The sequence below is a fragment of the Aestuariivirga litoralis genome, assembly GCF_003234965.1.
GTDB classification, from domain to species: Bacteria; Pseudomonadota; Alphaproteobacteria; order Rhizobiales; family Aestuariivirgaceae; genus Aestuariivirga; species Aestuariivirga litoralis.
On record NZ_QKVK01000002.1, the window covers coordinates 59,768 to 78,434 of the forward strand.

At 63.7% G+C, this 18,667-nt stretch carries 16 protein-coding genes; 4 read left to right on the plus strand and 12 right to left on the minus strand.

Features of this window, described 5'->3' with window-relative positions:
- Positions 1-92: 92 nt before the first annotated feature.
- The 8 genes from speB to DK847_RS20375 form a co-directional block, all read right to left on the minus strand.
- Positions 93-1,088: an agmatinase gene (gene speB, locus DK847_RS04270; protein ID WP_245414521.1), complete on the minus strand. Its 996-nt coding sequence runs from the start codon at positions 1,086-1,088 to the stop codon at positions 93-95.
- 6 nt (positions 1,089-1,094) lie between these two features.
- Positions 1,095-2,177 (minus strand): ABC transporter ATP-binding protein, encoded by a 1,083-nt coding sequence (locus DK847_RS04275; RefSeq protein ID WP_111197236.1) that lies wholly within the window; start codon positions 2,175-2,177, stop codon positions 1,095-1,097.
- Between the two features lie 5 nt (positions 2,178-2,182).
- Positions 2,183-3,031, minus strand: coding sequence for an ABC transporter permease (locus tag DK847_RS04280; RefSeq protein ID WP_111196408.1), 849 nt, complete (start codon positions 3,029-3,031; stop codon positions 2,183-2,185).
- Positions 3,031-3,903 (minus strand): ABC transporter permease, encoded by an 873-nt coding sequence (locus DK847_RS04285; protein WP_161957144.1) that lies wholly within the window; start codon positions 3,901-3,903, stop codon positions 3,031-3,033. Before DK847_RS04285 ends, DK847_RS04280 begins: the two co-directional genes overlap by 1 nt.
- 71 nt (positions 3,904-3,974) lie before the next feature.
- Entirely contained in the window at positions 3,975-6,293 is a 2,319-nt protein-coding gene (locus DK847_RS04290) for an aminotransferase class III-fold pyridoxal phosphate-dependent enzyme (protein ID WP_146256039.1), read from the minus strand.
- Between the two features lie 62 nt (positions 6,294-6,355).
- Positions 6,356-7,435 carry an ABC transporter substrate-binding protein gene (locus DK847_RS04295; protein WP_111196410.1) on the minus strand — a complete coding sequence of 360 codons (1,080 nt, stop codon included), beginning with the start codon at positions 7,433-7,435 and terminating at the stop codon, positions 6,356-6,358.
- A 133-nt stretch (positions 7,436-7,568) separates the two neighbouring features.
- The gene (locus DK847_RS04300; protein WP_111196411.1) at positions 7,569-8,954 is read right to left on the minus strand and encodes an aspartate aminotransferase family protein; all 1,386 of its coding nucleotides are present in this window, start codon (positions 8,952-8,954) and stop codon (positions 7,569-7,571) included.
- Positions 8,955-9,033: 79 nt separating this feature from the next.
- A complete protein-coding gene (locus DK847_RS20375; protein WP_146256040.1) occupies positions 9,034-9,291 on the minus strand; it encodes a hypothetical protein in 258 nt (85 codons plus the stop codon).
- A 58-nt stretch (positions 9,292-9,349) separates the two neighbouring features.
- On the opposite strand from DK847_RS20375, the gene DK847_RS04305 reads away from it, so the two are divergent.
- From DK847_RS04305 to DK847_RS04320, 4 genes are read left to right on the plus strand one after another with little or no spacing between them, the layout of a single operon-like run.
- Entirely contained in the window at positions 9,350-10,765 is a 1,416-nt protein-coding gene (locus DK847_RS04305; RefSeq protein ID WP_111196412.1) for a circularly permuted type 2 ATP-grasp protein, read from the plus strand.
- On the plus strand, positions 10,765-11,712 hold the full coding sequence (locus DK847_RS04310; protein ID WP_111197240.1) for an alpha-E domain-containing protein: 948 nt from the start codon (positions 10,765-10,767) through the stop codon (positions 11,710-11,712). The genes DK847_RS04305 and DK847_RS04310 overlap by 1 nt, the downstream gene beginning before the upstream one ends.
- Positions 11,713-11,714: 2 nt before the next feature.
- Positions 11,715-12,521: a transglutaminase family protein gene (locus DK847_RS04315; RefSeq protein ID WP_111196413.1), complete on the plus strand. Its 807-nt coding sequence runs from the start codon at positions 11,715-11,717 to the stop codon at positions 12,519-12,521.
- Positions 12,522-12,548: 27 nt separating this feature from the next.
- Complete coding sequence (locus DK847_RS04320; protein WP_111196414.1) at positions 12,549-13,289, plus strand: proteasome-type protease; 741 nt, start codon at positions 12,549-12,551, stop codon at positions 13,287-13,289.
- Between the two features lie 127 nt (positions 13,290-13,416).
- Here DK847_RS04320 and DK847_RS04325 read toward each other — a convergent pair whose 3' ends face one another.
- The 4 genes from DK847_RS04325 to DK847_RS04340 all read right to left on the minus strand — a co-directional run bounded on the left by DK847_RS04325 (position 13,417) and on the right by DK847_RS04340 (position 18,660).
- Complete coding sequence (locus tag DK847_RS04325) at positions 13,417-15,009, minus strand: ABC transporter ATP-binding protein (RefSeq protein WP_111196415.1); 1,593 nt, start codon at positions 15,007-15,009, stop codon at positions 13,417-13,419.
- A 1-nt stretch (position 15,010) separates the two neighbouring features.
- Entirely contained in the window at positions 15,011-16,129 is a 1,119-nt protein-coding gene (locus DK847_RS04330) for an ABC transporter permease (protein WP_111196416.1), read from the minus strand.
- Positions 16,122-17,045 (minus strand): ABC transporter permease subunit, encoded by a 924-nt coding sequence (locus DK847_RS04335; RefSeq protein ID WP_111196417.1) that lies wholly within the window; start codon positions 17,043-17,045, stop codon positions 16,122-16,124. The genes DK847_RS04330 and DK847_RS04335 overlap by 8 nt, the downstream gene beginning before the upstream one ends.
- Positions 17,046-17,118: 73 nt before the next feature.
- Entirely contained in the window at positions 17,119-18,660 is a 1,542-nt protein-coding gene (locus tag DK847_RS04340; protein ID WP_425358684.1) for a peptide ABC transporter substrate-binding protein, read from the minus strand.
- Between the last annotated feature and the right edge of the window lie 7 nt (positions 18,661-18,667).

An 18,667-nucleotide genomic window follows, 5' to 3' on the forward strand; every position in this document is an offset into this window, starting at 1 on the left:
CGGGCTTGACCCGGCGATCCTTTTTGGTGGCAGCAAAAAGGATGCCCGGGACAAGCCCGGGCATGATGGAACTTTGGGAGGTGGAGAGCAGCTCACTCCGCAAACGGCACGGCCCGCGCGCCCTTCTGCCAGGCCTTGAGGCAGAGATATTCCATGATCAGCGATGAGGCCGCGAGCGAGGTGATGTCGGCGTGGTCATAGGGCGGTGACACTTCCACCACGTCCATTGCCACGAAGTTCACATCGGTGAGCTTGCGGATGATCGATGCCGCCTGGTGATAGCTCAAGCCCCCGGGGATGGGCGTGCCGGTGCCCGGTGCCACGGAGGGATCGAGGCAGTCGATATCGAAGGTGAGGTAGGCCTTGTTGGTACCCACCACCTTGCGGATGATCTCCGCCAATTGCGCGGGCGTCGACTCATGCACTTCGTCGGCATAGACGATCTTGAAGCCATAGGTGCGCTCGCCGGCGAAGACCGTGCGGATGCCGATCTGCACCGATTTCTTCGGGTCGATCAGGCCTTCCTTCACGGCATAGCCGAACATGGTGCCGTGGTCGATGCGGCCGCCGTCATCGGGCTCGACGTCGCGGTGCGCATCGAAATGGACGAGCGACAGGGGGCCGTGCTTCTTGGCGTGGGCCTTGAGCAGCGGATAGGTGACGTAGTGGTCGCCGCCCAGCGAGATCATTTCGGCGCCCGAGGAGATGATCTCCGTCGCGTGGTCTTCCAGCCGCTGCGGGAAATTCTCCTTGCGGCCCCAGTCGAAGAAGCAGTCGCCATAGTCGACGACGGCGAGTGTGTCGAAGGGATCGAAGTTCCACGGCCAGAAGGGGCCCCAGGCATTCTCGGCCGAGGCCTTGCGGATGCCTTCCGGTCCCATGCGCGTGCCGGAGCGGTGCGAGACGGCCTGGTCGAAGGGGATGCCCGTCACCGCAATGTCGACGCCCTTGAGGTCGCGCGAATACTTGCGGCGCATGAACGAGAGCGCGCCGGCATAGGTCGGCTCCCACTGCGTGCCCTTCAGCTGGTCGCGGCGGAAGGCGCTGTCGCCCGGGAACGGGCCATTGGGGTTCATCTCGAGCGACATGAAAAACTACTCCGTGAGGACGATGGAATCTTCGGGTGCCCAGTGCACCCACACATTCTGGCCGCGCTCCACGCCCGAACCGCCGAGGCGCGTGTCGTTCTGGACATTGACCGACAGGTTGAGGCCGTCGGCCGCCTCGATGACGACGTGGCTGGTGTCGCCGTAATAGGCGACGTCACGCACCTTGCCCTGGACCCGGATGGCGCTGGCCGGTTCCGCGGTGGCGATCTTGAGCTTCTCAGGCCGCACGGCAACAGCGACCTGGCCGCCGACCAGGTTGTCGCTGGCGAGTTCCATCCGGCCCACGCCCTTCAGCTCACAGTCGATCTTGCGTCCGATCTGGCGGTGCACGCGGGCATCGATGAGGTTCACCTTGCCGATGAAGTCGGCGACGAAGCGGCTCTTCGGATGTTCATAGAGTTCGGCAGGCGTTGCCACCTGCTGCACGGCACCACGGTCCATGACGGCGATGCGGCTTGCCATGGAGAGGGCCTCGTCCTGGTCATGGGTCACGATGATGAAGGTGATGCCGACGGTTTCCTGCAGCCTCGTCAGCTCCATGCGCATGTCGTCGCGCAGCTTGGCGTCCAGTGCCGAGAGCGGTTCGTCGAGGAGCAGCACCTTGGGGCGCTTCACGAGGGCACGGGCGAGCGCCACGCGCTGGCGCTGACCGCCCGACATCTGGTCCGGCTTGCGGGTCGCGAGCTTTGTGAGCTTCACCATCTCGAGTGCCTCGCCGACGCGGCGCTTGATCTCGTCCGACGCGACGCCCGTGACCTTCAGGCCGTAACCGACATTCTGTTCCACCGTCATGTGCGGGAAGACCGCATAGGACTGGAACACCATGTTGGTGGGACGCTTGTTGGGCGGCGTATAGGCCATGTCCTCGCCGCCGATGATGATCTGGCCGCCCGTGGGCGTCTCGAGCCCCGAGATCATGCGCAGGAGCGTGGTCTTGCCGCAGCCCGAGGGGCCGAGGAGTGCGAAGAACTCGTTCTGGGCAATGTCGAGCGAGACATTGTCGACGGCGGTGACGCCGCCGGGGAAGGCCTTGGTGACGTTGCGGATGGAGACGATCGCGTCTGACATGATGTTCAACCCTTGTCCGCCTTGGGCGGCGCCTGGAGCTTCATTGCGAGGACGGTGGCAACCACGGTGATGACGATCAGCACGGTTGAGGCCGCGTTGATCTCGGGCGAGACGCCGCGGCGCACGAGAGAATAGACCTTGACCGGGAAGGTGACGGTCTCCGGACCCGAGGTGAAGAAGGTGATGACGAAATCATCGAGCGACAGTGTGAAGGCAAGCAGCGCCCCTGCGATGAGGCCGGGCTTCATGTAGGGCACGATGATCGACCAGAAGGTCTGCCATTCGCTGGCGCCCAGATCCTTCGAAGCCTCCTCGAGCTGGCGGTTGAAGCCGACGAGGCGCGAGCGCACGACGACGGCCACGAAGGGGAAGCAGAAGGTGACATGGGCAAAGATGATGTTGCCGAGGTTCAGGGGCCACGGCATGTTGACCGAGAATTCCATCATCCCCGAGTTCACGAAGAACAGCAGAAGCGCCACACCCATGCAGATTTCAGGGATCACGATGGGCAGCGCCATGAATCCCTCATAGGCGCCCTTGAAGGGGAAGCGGAACCGCCACATGAGCAATGCGGTGAGCGCTCCCAGCACGGTGGCGAAGACCGTGGCGATGAGCGCGATCACCAGCGAATTGGTGAGCGCCTCGATCAGCGAGGCGTTGTTCCAGGCCTTGGCATAGTTGTCGAGCGTGAAGCCCCGCCAGACGACGCCGCGCTTGTCGGTGTTGAAGGAGAAGGCGACGAGCGTGATGATGGGCGCATAGAGCACGAAGAAGATGGTGGCGAAGAGCACCTTGAGCCAGGTGCGGCTGCCATAGTCGAGGGGGCCCTGCCCCGGTTTCAGCTGGGCGGCCATCAGACATCCACTCCCTTGCTGCGCAGTGTGAGGAGATAGCGGAGCGCCAGCGCACCGAAGGTCGCATACATCAGCAGGAAGGAGAGCGCGGAGCCGAAGGGCCAGTCATTCGCCGCCTTGAACTGGCGCTCGATGACGTTGCCGATCATCAGCGCATTGGCGCCGCCGAGCAGGTCGGGCGTGAGGAAGGAACCGAGGCAGGGAATGAAGACGAGGATGATGCCGGAGATGATGCCCGGCATGGTGAGCGGCACGGTGACACGCATGAAGGTCTGGAATTGCGAGCCGCCGAGATCGAGGCTGGCTTCGAGGTAGGATTTGTCCAGCCTTTCGATGGTGGCATAGAGCGGCAGCACCATGAAGGGCATGTAGACATAGACCAGGCCGAAGATGACGGCAAAGTTGTTGTAGAGCATCTCATAGGGCCCGAGGCCCACGACGCCGAGGATCTTGTTGACATAACCCTGGGTGCGGAACACCGCGATCAGTGCATAGGTGCGGATGAGCAGGTTGATCCAGAAGGGCAGCACCACGAGCAGCAGGAGCAGCGGCTTCCACTTGTCCTTGGCGAAGCAGATGCCGAAGGCGATGGGATAGGCGGTGAGCAGGCAGAGCGCGGTGGCAAGCGCCGAGATCCAGACCGACTTCCACATGATGCCGAGATAAAGCGGATCGAAGGCGCGGATGTAGTTGGTGATGCCGGTCAGGTAGGCATAGTCGGTGATCGACACCTGGCCATCGACGACAGCCTTGTCGCTGAACGACATGACGAAAAGGAAGCCGAGCGGGATGATGAAGAAGGCCAGAAGCCACAGCGAGGGCGGTATGCCAAGGGTCCAGAAGACCCGCGGATTCTGTTTCCAGTTCTCCAAGATGCGTTCACTCCCCCTTCAATCGTTTTTCTTTGAAGCTAGCCCAGCACGGCACGTGACGGCAACCCCGGCTATAGCCGGGCGAGCGCCCTGTCCACCGCCGCAACCGCAAAATCGGCATTGGCGCGGCTGAACACGATGGGTGGCCGGATCTTCAGCACATTGCCCAGTTTCCCCTCGCCACCGATCAATGCGCCCTCGTCGCGGATCAGGTTCAGGAGGCGCGCCATCACGTCACCCGCGGGTGCCTTTGACCTACGGTCATGCACCAGTTCGACGCCCGTGGCGAGGCCCACGCCGCGCACGTCGCCGATCAGCGCGTGCTTCTGCATGAGACCGGCAAGGCCCTGACGGAAATAGGCCCCCACGTCACGCGCATTCTCGAGCAACCTCTCGTCCCGGATCACGTCCAGCACCGCCATCCCTGCCGCACCGGCCACGTTGTTGCCGCCGAAGGTGGAGAAGAACGGCCCGAATTGAAGGAAATGTGACAGGATCTCGGGCCTGGTGATGACCACGCCCAGCGGATAGCCATTGCCCGCCGGCTTGCCAATGGTGATGAAGTCCGGCGTGACGCCATGGTGGCGGTGGCCCCAGAAGGACGGCCCCATGCGGCCGAAGCCCGACTGCACCTCGTCCGCGATGAACAGGCCGCCCGCCTTGTGGACACGGTCCACCACAGCCTGGAGGTAACCTGCCGGCGCATCGAGAATGCCGTTGGTCATGAAGGCCGAGTCGACCATCAGCGCGGCAACGCCGAGGCCCTTCTCCTGCAGGTCGGCGATCAGCGGCTCCGCCAGCGCGGCATAGCGCGCACCCACATCCCCTTCCCGCTCGCCATAGGGGCCGCGATAGACGTCGGGGGCGGGCAGCTGGCGGATATGCGCTGCATTCCAGTGGTCCGGCGCATTGGACGGCGAGAAGGCGTCGATGGATTCACTCACGCCGTGATAGGCGAAGTCCATGCACAGCCCGCCCGTGTGGCCGGTGAAGGCCTTGGCCATGCGCCAGGCGAGGTCATTCGCCTCGCTGCCCGAGTTGACGAAGGTCACAGAGGTGAGGCCCTCGCCCGCGAGTTCCGTCAGCCGCTCGGCATATTCCAGCGCCTGGTCGGTGATGTAGCGGGTGTTGGTGTTGAGCGTGCGGGCCTGCCGCGCGATGGCCTCGGCCACGTAAGGGTGCGCATGGCCGACATGCGGCACGTTGTTGTAGCAGTCGAGATAGCGCCGGCCGTCGGACGCCGTGAGCCAGACGCCCTCGCCCTTCACCATGTGCAGCGGCGGATCGTAGAAGACATAGAGCTTCTCGCCCATCACCTTGCGGCGGCGCGCGATCGCCTCCGCCGCCGTCTTCGGGTGCTGCGGCGGAACTGTGGGGAAGGCCGCGGCGCGCCGCACCAGGCCCCTGAGCCTGTCGCGGCCGAGAGCCCGCATGGCCCGGATCATCGGCATGCTGCGGCTGTTGAAGGCCTGGAAATAGCCCTGCGATGCGATGCCGTTCGAGGCCTTCAGCGCATCGATGAGCGGCGTCATCAACAGGCGAACCTCGATGAGATCGACCAGCGCGTCGGCCTCCGCTTCCTCCAGCGGCGTCACGCTGCAATAGCCGCGCACCAGCTGGAACAGCGTCTCTTCACTGTCCTGTCCGGGCGAAAGGAAATCACCTGCCGCATTGGCGAGGTCGAGGATCAGCGGTCCATGCACCATGTCGCCGAAGTCGATGATGCCGGAGACGCGGCCCCGGTCATCGACCAGCGCATTGTGCGGGTGCACGTCGCCATGGATGATCTGGCTGCGCATGCGCCGCATCGCCGGCATGGTCACGGTCTCATGGCGGGCGAGAATGTCCTGCGCAAGCGCGCGGTCTTCTGCCGGAAGATTGTCGACCTCGCCTGCGAGCCGCAGCACATGGCGCGTGTCCCACACGAGGTCGCGCCCGGCGGGTGCGCCATGAACGAAGCCGCGCAGCGCCAGACCGAGGCGAGCCAGCAACTGGCCGAGATCGAACAGGCTGTCGCGGGACAGCGTCTCGCCGCCCAGCACCTGGCCATCGAGCCACGACAGGACCATGACCGGGTAGTCGACGCCATCGTGAACGAGCCTGCCCAGCAGTTCGCCGTCGCGGGTGCGAACGAGGCGCGGCACTGGCAGCGACGGATCTGCCGCGGCAATATGCTCGAGCGCCAGTGCCTGGCACCGCAGCACGGCGTCACCCTCTGCCGGGTGGCAGACCTTGAAAACGGCGCTGCGGCCGTCTGCCGGGCTCAAGCGGTAATTCTGGTCACGCTCGCCTTCCAGCGCCGACCATGTGCCGGCCAGGCCATAGGCTTGCAGCGCGAAGGCCTGAAGCACGTCGAGCGGCAGGGCGGGCGGTCTCAGGGTTTCGAGCATGATGCTCCGGATGTTCAAATGAAAAGGGGCGGCCGTTGCGCGGCCGCCCCGGATCCAGCCCCTTACGAGGCGCGGATGCGCGTCCAGATCTGGTCGCGCTGCTTGATGGCTTCCTCACCGAGGTAGAGGTTCGGCTCGCACTTGACGAGAACCTCCGGCGAGGGGAAGATCACCGGATTGTTCTTGTAATCATCCGGCATCAGTTCCTTCGCCGCCTTGTTGGTGGTGGCATACTGGATCGTCTCGGCGATGCCCGCACCTTCCTTGGCGTCGAGGATGAAGTTGAGGAAGGCCATGGCATTCTCGGGGTGCGGCGCACCCTTCGGCACGGCCATCGTGTCCTGCCACACCAGCGAACCTTCCTTCGGCACCACGTAGTCGATGTCATCGTCCTCGGTCATCACCTGCTTGATGTCGCCGTTCCACTCCTCGCAGAGCTTCACTTCGCCGGCGGCGAGCAGGTCCTGGCCGTTGTCGGGCGCGAAGACCTTGATGTTCTTCTTCTGCGCGATCAGCAGGTCCTCGACCTTCTTGAGCTCGTCCGCATTGGTCGAGTTCCAGGAGAAGCCGAGATACTTGAGGCCGGCACCCAGCACCGTCTGCTGGTCGCCGAGCAGCGAGATGGCACCCGCATATTCGTCCGAATCAAGCAGCACCTTCCAGCTGTCGGGCGTGGCACTGACGGCCGACTTGCGGAAGCCGATGCCGACCGTGCCCCACATGTAGGGGATCGAGTACTTGCGGCCCGGATCGAACTGCGCGTCCTGGAACAGCGTGTCGATGTTGGTCATGTTGGGGATCTTGGCGTGATCGAGCGGGATCAGCATGTCCGCCTTGATCATGCGCTCGAGGTAGTCATTGGTCGGCACGATCACGTCATAGCCGGGGTTGCCGCCCTTGAGCTTGGCGAAGAGCTCGTCATTGTCGGCATAGAGGTCCATCTTCACCTCGATGCCGGTGGCATCGGTGAACTCGGCCAGCGTATTCTCGCCGATGTAGGTATCCCAGTTATAGAAGTTCAGCTTCTTTTCTTCCTCGGCCATGGAGAACCGGGGCAGGAAGGTCAGTCCGGCGAACAGCGCGCCCGTTCCCTGGAGAAGCGCGCGGCGGTTGGGACGGAAACGCGGACGAAAAGTCGACATTCTCTCAAATCCTTTCAGTTTCTGCACCGAAGAGTTTTCAGCCGCTGGCGCATGCGACGGCCTCATTCTGGAGAGGGAGTTTAGGCGTCCATCCCCCTCCCGCCAAACGAAATCTGCTTAAGCTTTTGTAATATCATGCGAGTTCTGACTTGACCTGATCATAGGTCGCATCCAGGGCCACACGCGCAAGTCGTACCAGCTCGTCGATCTCCTTGCGGGTGATGACGAGCGGCGGGGCCAGAACCATGGTGTCCCAGCAGGCGCGCATGATCAGGCCATTCTTGAAGCAGTTGTCGCGGCACATGGTGCCCACCCGGCCGGGGCTGGCGAAGCGGCCGCGCCTCGCCTTGTCATTGGAAAGCTCGATGGCGCCGATGAGGCCGACGGAGCGGGTTTCGCCGACGATCGGGTGGTCACGCAGCGAGGCCAGCGCCTCGGCGAAATAGGGCCCGATCTCGCGGGTGTGGCCCACGAGGTTCTCGCGCTCGATGATCTCGATGTTCTTCAGCGCCACGGCGGCGGCGACAGGGTGGCCGGCATAGGTCATGCCGTGGTAGAATTCGCCGCCCAGTTCGAAGAAGTCCTTGATCAGGTGATCGGCAAAGGCCACGGCACCGATCGGCAGGTAGCCGGACGACAGGCCCTTGGCCATCGGCACGATGTCGGGCTCGAAGCCCATGGTTTCGAAGCCCCACCAGTTGCCGGTGCGGCCGAAGCCGCAGATGACCTCGTCCGAGATGATCAGGATGCCGTACTTGCGGCAGATCTTCTGGACTTCCGGCCAGTAGGTGGATGGCGGGATGAGCACGCCGCCGGCACCCTGGATCGGCTCGCCGATGAAGGCGGCGACATTGTCGGGCCCGACTTCGAGGATCTTCTTTTCCAGCTCCGCCGCGGCTTCGAGGCCGAATTCCTCCGGCGTCTTGTCGCCGCCCAGATCGAACCAGTGCGGCTGCTTGATGTGGTGGAAGCCCGGGAATTCCGTGCCCACCTGCTCATGCATGCCCTGGAAGCCGCCGAGGTTCGCAGCCACCATGGTCGAGCCGTGATAGCCCCGCGTACGGGCGATGAAGTGCTGGCGGTAAGGCTTGCCCTTCAGCTTCCAGTAATGACGCACGAAGCGCACGATGGTGTCGTTCGATTCCGAACCCGAGTTGGTGAAGAAGATGTGCTTGAAGCGCTCCGGCATCACCGAGGAGATCTTGGCGGCAAGCTCGGTCGTCGGCACCGTCGTCGTCTTGAAGAAGGTGTTGTAATAGGGGAGGTCGAGCATCTGCTTGTAGGCAGCCTCGGCCAGTTCCTTGCGGCCATAGCCGACATTCACGCACCACAGGCCCGACATGCCGTCCAGGAGCTTGTGGCCGTTGCCGTCCCAGATCCAGATGCCGTCGGCCTGGGTCATGACCCGCGGGCCGCCCTCGGCGTGGAAGGACTTGTGGTCGGTGAAGGGGTGGAAATGATGCGCGATGTCGTTCTTCACGACTTCGGCGATGTCGATGTTCTTGTTGAGGACGTTCATGGCACTCTCCAAACTGAATACGGATAATCGCCCGCGCCGGCTCCGGCGGGGCCACGGGATCAGAAAGAAAGCGGATTGCTTACGGCTTGAATCCGATGCGCGCGCAGTGAAGCATCACTTCATCATACGCGGTCTTTGACCAGATGGGCAAAATCACCCCGGATATGGTCGCGTGAAAACACATGCGCCGCTTATGACATTTCCAGACCGCTTTCGCAAGGAACACGCAGTCCGCATTTGTCCGATGAATCGCCCACGGCTTGCCATTTGCCGACATCCGCTCGCCCAAGCAGCAGGCAAACGATGACATTTCAGGCAGCGCCTGTGTGCGGAGCATGTTTTTCTTGCGCCACTGCTTTTCCTGTCAGCATACTGCGCTGCAACACAGGCGGCGCATGGCAACGATCTTCAACGAAATGGACGGCAGCGGCAGCACCCCGCGTGCGCCCTATGCGCAGGTCGCGGAGTGGCTGAAGACCCTGTCGCGTGCCGACGTGGACCGGGCGCTGAAGGAAGCAGAGGCAATCTTCCGCCGCCAGGGCATCACCTTCGCCGTCTATGGCGACGACGAGGCCGCTGAGCGGCTGATCCCCTTCGACATCATCCCGCGCATCTTCGCCGCCGCCGAGTGGCGCAAGCTCTCCGCCGGCATCGAGCAGCGGGTCCGCGCGCTCAATGCCTTCATCCACGATCTCTACCACCGCCAGGAAATCCTCCGCGCCGGGCGCATCCCGCATGAATACATCATCCAGAACGAGGCCTTCGTGCCGGAGATGGTGGGGGTGATGCCGGCGCGCGGCGTCTATGCCCATATCATCGGCATCGACATCGTGCGCGTGGCGGCCAACGAGTTCTACGTTCTTGAAGACAATTGCCGCACGCCATCGGGGGTGAGCTACATGCTCGAGGACCGGGAGGCGATGATGTATCTCTTCCCCGAGCTCTTCGCGCAACACCGCGTGGCACCAGTCGAGAACTACCCCGCCATGCTGCGCCAGACGTTGGAGAGTGTCGCACCCGCCGGCTGCGACAACGACCCGACGGTGGTGCTGCTCACACCGGGCATCCACAACTCGGCTTTCTTCGAGCACGCCTTCCTTGCGGACGAGATGGGTGTCGAACTCTGTGAGGGCGGCGATCTCTTCGTCGACGGCGGCTATCTCTACATGCGCACCACGCAGGCGCCGAAGCGGGTCGACGTCGTCTACCGCCGCATCGACGATGCCTATCTCGACCCCCTCACCTTCCGGCCGGACTCAGCGCTCGGCGTTCCCGGCATCTTCGACGTCTATCGCGCCGGGCGCGTGACGCTGGTCAATGCGCCGGGCACCGGCATCGCCGACGACAAGTCGATCTACACCTATATCCCCGAAGTGATCGAGTTCTACACCGGCGAGAAGCCACTGCTGAAGAACGTGCCTACCTGGCGCTGCAGCGACCCGAAGCAGCTCGCCTACGTGCTCGACCACCTGCCGGAACTGGTGGTGAAGGAGGTGCACGGCTCCGGCGGCTACGGCATGCTGGTGGGGCCTACCTCGACGAAGAAGGAAATAGAGGCCTTCCGCGCGAGGCTGAAGGCGCGGCCGAAGAACTACATCGCCCAGCCGACGCTGGCACTCTCGGCTGTTCCGACCTTCACCAAGTCCGGCGTGGCGCCGCGGCATGTGGACCTGAGGCCCTTCGTGCTGTCGGGCGACAAGGTGCGCATCACGCCGGGCGGCCTCACCCGCGTGGCGCTGAAGAAAGGCTCGCTGGTGGTCAATTCCAGCCAGGGCGGCGGCACCAAAGATACGTGGGTGCTGGAGGACTGATGCTCGGACGCACCGCCGCCTCGCTCTACTGGATGTCGCGCTATATGGAGCGCGCCGAGAACATGGCGCGCCTGCTCGAGGTCGGCTACCGCATCTCGCTGATGCCGGGCGCCATCGAGGGCCACCGCGACGAGTGGCGCTCGACGCTGCAATCCTGCGCCTGCGACCATGGCTATAACCAGAAGCATGAGGAGATCGCCACCGCCAAGGTGATCGACTTCCTGATCTTCGACGAGGACAACCCCTCCTCCATCCGCTCCTGCATCAAGACGGCGCGCAACAATGGCCGCGCCGTGCGCACCGCACTCACCCGCGACGTGTGGGAGAGCATCAATGCGACGTGGAACGAGCTGGCACAGGTCAAGCCCTCCTCGATGACGGCGGACCGGTTGCCTGTCTTCCTCGAATGGGTGAAGCAGCGCGTGATGTCCTTCCGCGGTGCCTTGCTCGGCACCATGCTGCGCAACGACACCTATCATTTCAGCCAGCTCGGCAATTTCATCGAGCGGGCCGACAACACGGCGCGCATCCTCGACGTCAAGTATTTCATCCTGCTGCCCAAGGCGACCGACGTCGGCAGCGACATCGACATGCAGCAATGGGCGCAGATCCTGCGCTCGGTTTCGGGCCACCGCTCCTACCGCTGGTTCTACCGCGACTCGCATTACCGGCCCTGGCTGATCTCGGAGTTCCTCATCCTGCGCGAGGAGATGCCGCGCTCGCTGCTCTTCTCCTACGGCTGGATCAACCGTGCGCTGGCGGGCCTGGCCAACCATTATGGCCAGAGCTATGACTGCCACCAGCAGGCGCGCGACACCTATGACCGGCTCAAGGGCAGCAACATGGAGGATATCTTCCAGTCCGGCCTGCACGAATTCCTGCAGGACTTCATGGCGAACAATGCCCGGCTGTCCTACTCGGTCGGCAGGACCTATAACTTCCCGTGACCATGCAACTCGCCATCCGCCACGAGACCCATTACGACTATGACACGCCGCTCGCCTATTCGGCGCAGCGGCTTCATTTGTGGCCCGCCGACTTCGCCGCGCAGAAGACGGTCTCCTGGTCGATCACCGCGCCGGGCTTCGACAAGGCCCTGGCCTATACCGATGGCTTCGGCAATCACGTGCACATGATCACCTTCGGCGATGTCGCGGGCCCGGTCAGCATCGTGGCCGAGGGCATGGTGGAGGTGACGGATGTGGCGGGCGTGGTGCGGGGCCTCGCCTCCTCGGCACCAGACGCCGTATTCCTGCGCCAGACGAAGCCCACCACGGCCACCGCCTCGCTTCGCACGCTCGCCGAGAGGCAGTTCGCCGGGCGGAACGTGCTCGAAGGCCTGCACGCGCTGATGGCGGAAGTCCACGCCCGCGTCGCCTATGAAATCGGCGCGACCCATGCCCACACGACGGCGGCCGAGGCCTTCGCCGACGGGCGCGGCGTGTGCCAGGACCATGCCCATATCTTCATCGCAGCATGCCGCGCGGCGGGCATTCCCGCACGCTACGTGACGGGCTATCTCGTCACCGGCCAGGGGGCCTCCTCCACCGCCGCCCATGCCTGGGCCGAAGCGCTGGTGCCGGATCTGGGCTGGGTGGGCTTCGACCCCGCAAACGCCAAGTGCCCGACCGACAACTACGTCCGCGTGGCGGCAGGTCTCGATGCGGCGGGCGTTGCCCCCATCCGCGGTTCACGCCGGGGTGGAAATACCGAGCGAATGAGGGTTGAAGTCCGCGTCGAGATCGCCCAACAGTGAAGTTTCTGAGCGTCTGGAAGACTCGAAATGACCTATTGCGTGGGAATGCTGCTGGACGAGGGCCTGGTCATGGCCGCCGACACTCGCACCAATGCGGGCGTGGACAATGTCGGCAAGTTCAAGAAGCTCTTCACCTGGGAGAAGCCGGGGCACGGCGTCTTCGTGTTGCTGACGGCCGGCAATCTCGCGGTCACGCAGGCCGTCGTCAGCATGCTGACGGAAGGGACCCAGGGCCGTCGCGGCAGCAAGGCCGATGGCGACAACCTGTTCGCCGCGAAGACCATGTTCCAGGCGGCGCGCATCTTGGGCAAGGCCATCCGCGACGTGAAGGACGTGGACGGCGAGCACCTCGAGGCAAATGGCGACGCCTTCGCGGCGAGCTTCATCTTCGGTGGCCAGATCGGCAAGGAGCGGCCAAGGCTGTTCAACATCTATTCCGCCGGGAACTTCATCGAGGCGACGGCCGACACGCCGTTCTTCCAGATCGGCGAGCACAAATACGGCAAGCCGATCCTCGACCGCGTGGCGCGGAACGACATGAAGCTGGGCGATGCGGCGAAGATGGTGCTGCTGTCGTTTGACTCGACGCTGCGCTCGAATTTGAGCGTGGGGCTACCGATCGACCTGCTCACCTATGAGCGCGGCACGCTGAAGATCGAGCACACCAAGCGCATCGGGCTCGATGATCCCTATTTCAAGATGCTGTCCACCGAGTGGTCGAAGGCGCTCAGGACGGCATTTGCGAATATCCAGGCGCTGGATATTTGACGATCGCTCCCCTATCCATCATGCCCGGGCTCGTCCCGGGCATCCTTTTGGCGGCGTCCCAAAAGGATCGCCGGGACAAGCCCGGCGATGATGAAGAGTGGAATTTGTGCCGAGACGTGTCGACGGACTAATCCGCGAAAGCCGCCGCCATCAGGCGCTTCGTGTAATCCTCGCGCGGGTTGTCCAGCACCTCGTCGGGCGTGCCCTGCTCCACCATGCGGCCATCCTTCATCACCATGATGTGGTCGGCCATGGCGCGAACAACCGCGAGGTCGTGACTGATGAACAGGTAGGAGAGGTTGTTGGCCTGCTGCAACTCGCGCAGCAGGTCGACGATCTGCTTCTGCACCTGGCGGTCGAGCGCCGAGGTGGGTTCGTCCAGCACCACCACCTTGGGCTTGAGGATGATGGCGCGGGCGATGGCGATGCGCTGGCGCTGGCCGCCGGAGAACTCATGCGGGTAGCGGTTGCGGAGGGAAGGATCGAGCTGCACCTCCTCCAGCGCCTGGGCGGCACGCCGGTCACGCTCGGCGCGGGACATTGAAGGCTCGTGCACCAGCAGGCCTTCGGTGACGATCTGGCCCGCCGTCATGCGCGGGCTCAAGGAGCCGAAGGGGTCCTGCAGCACGATCTGCAATTCGCGGCGCAAGGGCCGCATCTGCTCGCGCGTCAAGTTCTGGATCGAGCGGTTCTCGAAACTGATCGCACCCTCGCTGGGCAGAAGCCGCAGCACGGCGCGCGCGAAGGTGGACTTGCCGGAGCCGGACTCGCCGACGATGCCGATGGTCTGGCCCTGGCGCAGCGTCATCGACACGCGGTCGACCGCGCGCAATTCCAGCGGCGGACCGGACATGAAGCCACCGCCGATCCTGAAGGTGACGCGCACATCGGTGGCATCGATCATCTTGCGGGAATTGGGCGCCACGGGCAGCTTGCGCCCCGTGGGCTCTGCCTCCAGCAGCGCCCTGGTGTAGGGATGCTTCGGATTGGCGAAAAGCTCAGCCGTCTCGCCCTCCTCCACCACCTCGCCGCGGCGCATGACATAGACGCGATGCGCGATGCGCTTCACGATGTTGAGGTCGTGGGTGATGAAGACCATGCCCATCCCAAGCCGCTGCTGCAGGCTCGCCATCAACTCGAGGATCTCGGCCTGGATGGTGACGTCGAGCGCGGTGGTCGGCTCGTCGGCGATCAGCAGGTCCGGGTTGTTGGCCAGCGCCATGGCGATCATCACACGCTGGCGCTGGCCGCCGGACATCTCGTGCGGGTAGGAACCCATGCGGCGCTCCGGCTCCGGAATGCGGACGAGACGCAGCATCTCCACCGCGCGGGCGCGGGCCTCCGCCACACCCAGCCGCTGGTGCTTGCGGATCGGCTCGATCAGCTGCTCGCCGATCGTATAGAGCGGGTCGAGCGAGGTCATCGGCTCCTGGAAGATCATGGTGATCCTGGCGCCGCGAATGTCGTTGAGCTGCGACTTGGAAATCGCCAGCAGATTGGTGCCGCGATAGTCGACGTGGCCCGTGGCCTTGCCGTTCGATGCGAGAAGGCCCATGGCGGCCATCATCAGCTGGCTCTTGCCGGAGCCGGATTCGCCGACGATCGCAACCGTCTCGCCTGAATTCACATGCAGGTTCACGCCCTTTACGGCCTCCACCGTGCCATCGAGCGTGGCGAAGCTGACCTTGACATGCTGGAGATGAAGAATGCGCTCGCTCATCTCAGCGGTCCTTTGGGTCGAGTGCATCACGCAAGCCATCGCCGATGAAGTTCAGCGCGAAGAGCGTGGTGGTGAGGAAGAAGGACGGGAAGATCAGCAGCCATGTGGCGCTGGGAATGTTCTTGGCGCCTTGCGAGATCAGCACGCCCCAGCTCGACATCGGCTCCTGCACGCCCAGCCCGAGGAAGGACAGGAAGCTTTCGAGGATGATGACCTGCGGCACCAGCAGCGTCATGTAGATGACCACCGGACCCAGCAGGTTTGGCACCACGTGGCGGAGCAGGATGCCGCCGGGCGAGACGCCCAGTGCCTCGGCTGCCTGGACATATTCCTGGCGCTTGAGCGACAGCGCCTGGCCACGCACGATGCGCGCCATGTCCAGCCACAAGACGGCACCCACGGCGAGGAACATCAGCACGAAGTTCCGCCCAAAGAACACAACCAGCATGATGACGAAGAAGATGAAGGGCAGCGAATAGAGGATATCGACGATGCGCATCATGATTTCATCGGTGCGCCCGCCGGTGAAGCCGGCAATGGCGCCATAGAGAACGCCGATGACAACGGCCACGAGCCCGGCCAGCAGGCCGATGGCGAGCGACACCCGCCCGGCGATGAGCGTGCGGGTGAGGAGATCACGGCCTGTATTGTCGGTGCCGAAGAAGAAGTATTTCTTCTGGACGTCGGCACTCATGGTCAGTTTCAGCCCATCGGCCGACTTCTCCGTCACCTGCGCGCCCTCGAACACGTCGGAGCGGTCGATGTAGCGCGTCACGCGGTCATCGATCGGCTTGGCGGAGGTGACGGTGATGAAGACCTTGCCGTCCCTCTCTTCCCAGCCCGCAAGATCGAGGCGGCTGCGCTTCACGGCATCCTTCACGGCGAGGTCGATGGCATCGGGCTTTGGATAGGCCTCGAGGCTGGGCGGCACGCGGGTGTAGTCCTGGTAGATTGTGGTGAAGTCATGCGGGGTGAACCACGGGCCGACGATGCACAGCACCGTCATGAGCGCGAGATACCAGATGCTCAGCATGGCAGCCTTGTTGGCCTTGAGGCGGTTCCAGGCGTCCGCCCACAGCGAACGGCCCGTTTCCGCGGCGGGGAGGCCGATGTCAGTCATAGCGCACCCGCGGGTCGACGACCGCATAGAGGATGTCGACGATGAGGTTGAAGACGATGGTGAAGATGGCGATCACCACGACAGTGCCCATGACCAGCGTATAGTCGCGGTTGAGCGCCGCCTCGACGAAATAGCGGCCGACACCGGGAATGGCGAAGATGGTCTCGACGATGATGGACCCCGTGAGCAGTGCCGCCGCGGCGGGGCCGGCATAGGAGATGATGGGCAGGAGTGCGCCGCGCAGCGCGTGCTTGATGACCACGGAATAATCCGAGAGGCCCAGAGCGCGGGCGGTGCGGATGTGGTGGGAGCGCAGCGACTCGATCATCGAGCCGCGCATCAGGCGGGCGACGATGGCGAGCTGCGGCAGCATGAGGGTGAGCACCGGGCCCACCTTGTTGATGAAGGCGCCATCACCCCAGCCCCCGACCGGAAACCACTTCAGGGTGAGCGCGAAGAACAGCTGGAACAGCGGTGCGATGACGAAGGTCGGGATGGTGGAACCCGCGGTGGCGGTGGCGATCACGGCATAATCGGCTGGCTTGTTCTGGTACAGCGCCGCGATGATGCCGAGGATGCCGCCAAGCAGGAGTGCGAGGACCAGCGCCGAGCCACCGAGCTGGATCGAGATCGGCAGGCCGTCGGCGAAGAGTTCGGCCACCGTGAAATCGGGAAGATTGTAGCTCGGCCCGAAATCCCCGTGAATCAGGTTGTTCAGGTAGAGCAGGTATTGCTTCCACAGCGGCTGGTCGAGGTGGAAGACCCGCTCGAGATTGGCCTTGATCACCGGATTGAGGCCCTTTTCCTGGTTGAAGGGGCCGCCGGGGGCCACGCGCATCAGGAAGAAGGAAATGGTCACGATCACGAACAGCGTCGGGATCGCGGTGAGGAAACGCCTCAGGACGTAACGCAGCATGTTCCGCAACTCGGGTCTGGGTGGGAGGCCGCCCTGCCCTTCATGGCGCAGGGCGGCCCGTCACAGTTGCGGACTATTCCTTGGAGAGGTAGCGGGTCGGGTGAACGTCCATGACGTTGTCCTCCCAGCCCTTCAGCTTGTTCGACACCAGGTCATGGTAGCTGTAGTAGAGCAGCGGCACCACGCAGAGGTCTCGCGCCACGCCAACGGCTTCGGCGTCCGACAGCAGCTTCATGCGGTCGGCCGGGGTGGTCGCGGCGGCGGCCTTGGCCATCAGGTCGTCATACTCCTTGTTGGAATAGACGGCATAGTTGTTGCCGGTGCCGGTCTTGCACAGGGCGAGGAAGTTTTCCGGGTCCTTGTAGTCGGCGATCCAGCCGGCGCGCGCGATGTCGAAGTCGCCGTGCTGCTCGAGCAGGCCATAATGCGTCTTGGTGTCGGTGTTGACGAGCGACACCTCGATGCCGAGCGGCTTCAGCTGCTCCTGGATGGCCACGGCCGTGTTCTTGTGGTTCTCCGAGGTGTTGAAGCGGATCTCCATCTTCAGCGGCTTGTCCGGGCCGTAACCCAGCTCGGTCAGGACCTTCTTGGCCTCGTCCTCGCGGTCGAGCTGCGACTTCTCGGCATAGTCCGTGGTGCGCGTCTCGTAGCCGGTGATGCCGGGCGGCACGAAGGAATAGGCCGGGATCATGGTGTTCTGCCAGACCTTCTCGGCGAGATAGTCGCGGTCGATGGCCATCGACACGGCGTGGCGGAGCTTGACGTTGTCCCACGGCGCCTTGTCGGTCTTGAAGGCATAGTAATAGGTGCCGAGATAGGGCCCGATCCGCACCTGGTCGCCGAACTTGGCCTTGATGTCGGCCAGCTGCTCGGTGGGCAGGTCATCGTTCGAGTCGAGTTCGCCCGCCTCGAAGCGCTTCATCGCGGTCGAGCGGTCCTCGGTCGGGACGAAGTTGACGACATCGATCTTGACGTTCGCCGCATCGTAGAACTTGTCGTTCTTGGTGAGCTTGATGTGATCGTTCGGCACGAACTCCTTCAGCACGAAGGCGCCGTTGGAGACCAGGTTGCCAGGCTTCACGAAGTCGGCGCCCAGCTTGTCGATGCTGGCCTTGTTCACCGGATAGGTGGACTGGTGGGTGAGCATCTCGAGGAAATAGGGGGTGGGCGCGTTGAGCGTCACCTCGAAGGTTTCGGCATCGATGGCCTTGACGCCCAGTTCGTCGGGCTTCTTCTTGCCGGCCGTGATGTCCTCGCCGTTCACCACCGGAGCCAGCATGTAAGCATATTCGGCGGCAGTCGCAGGATCGACCAGGCGGCGCCAGGAATAGACGAAGTCATCCGCCGTCACCGGCGAGCCGTCCGACCACAGGGCGCCCTTGCGCAGCTTGAAGGTGTAGGTCTTGCCGTCGGCGGAAACCGTGTAGCTTTCGGCAGCGCCGGGCTGCACCTCGGCCTTGGCGTCCTGCGTCATGAGACCCATGAACAGGTCGCGCAGGATATTGGCTTCATAGACGGTGGAGGTCTTGTGCGGGTCGAGCGATTCCGGGTCGGCGGAGTTGCCCCGGTTGTAGACGACCTCGGCGAAGGCGCCGGTGGCGGTCATCGCCAGCATGCTGCAG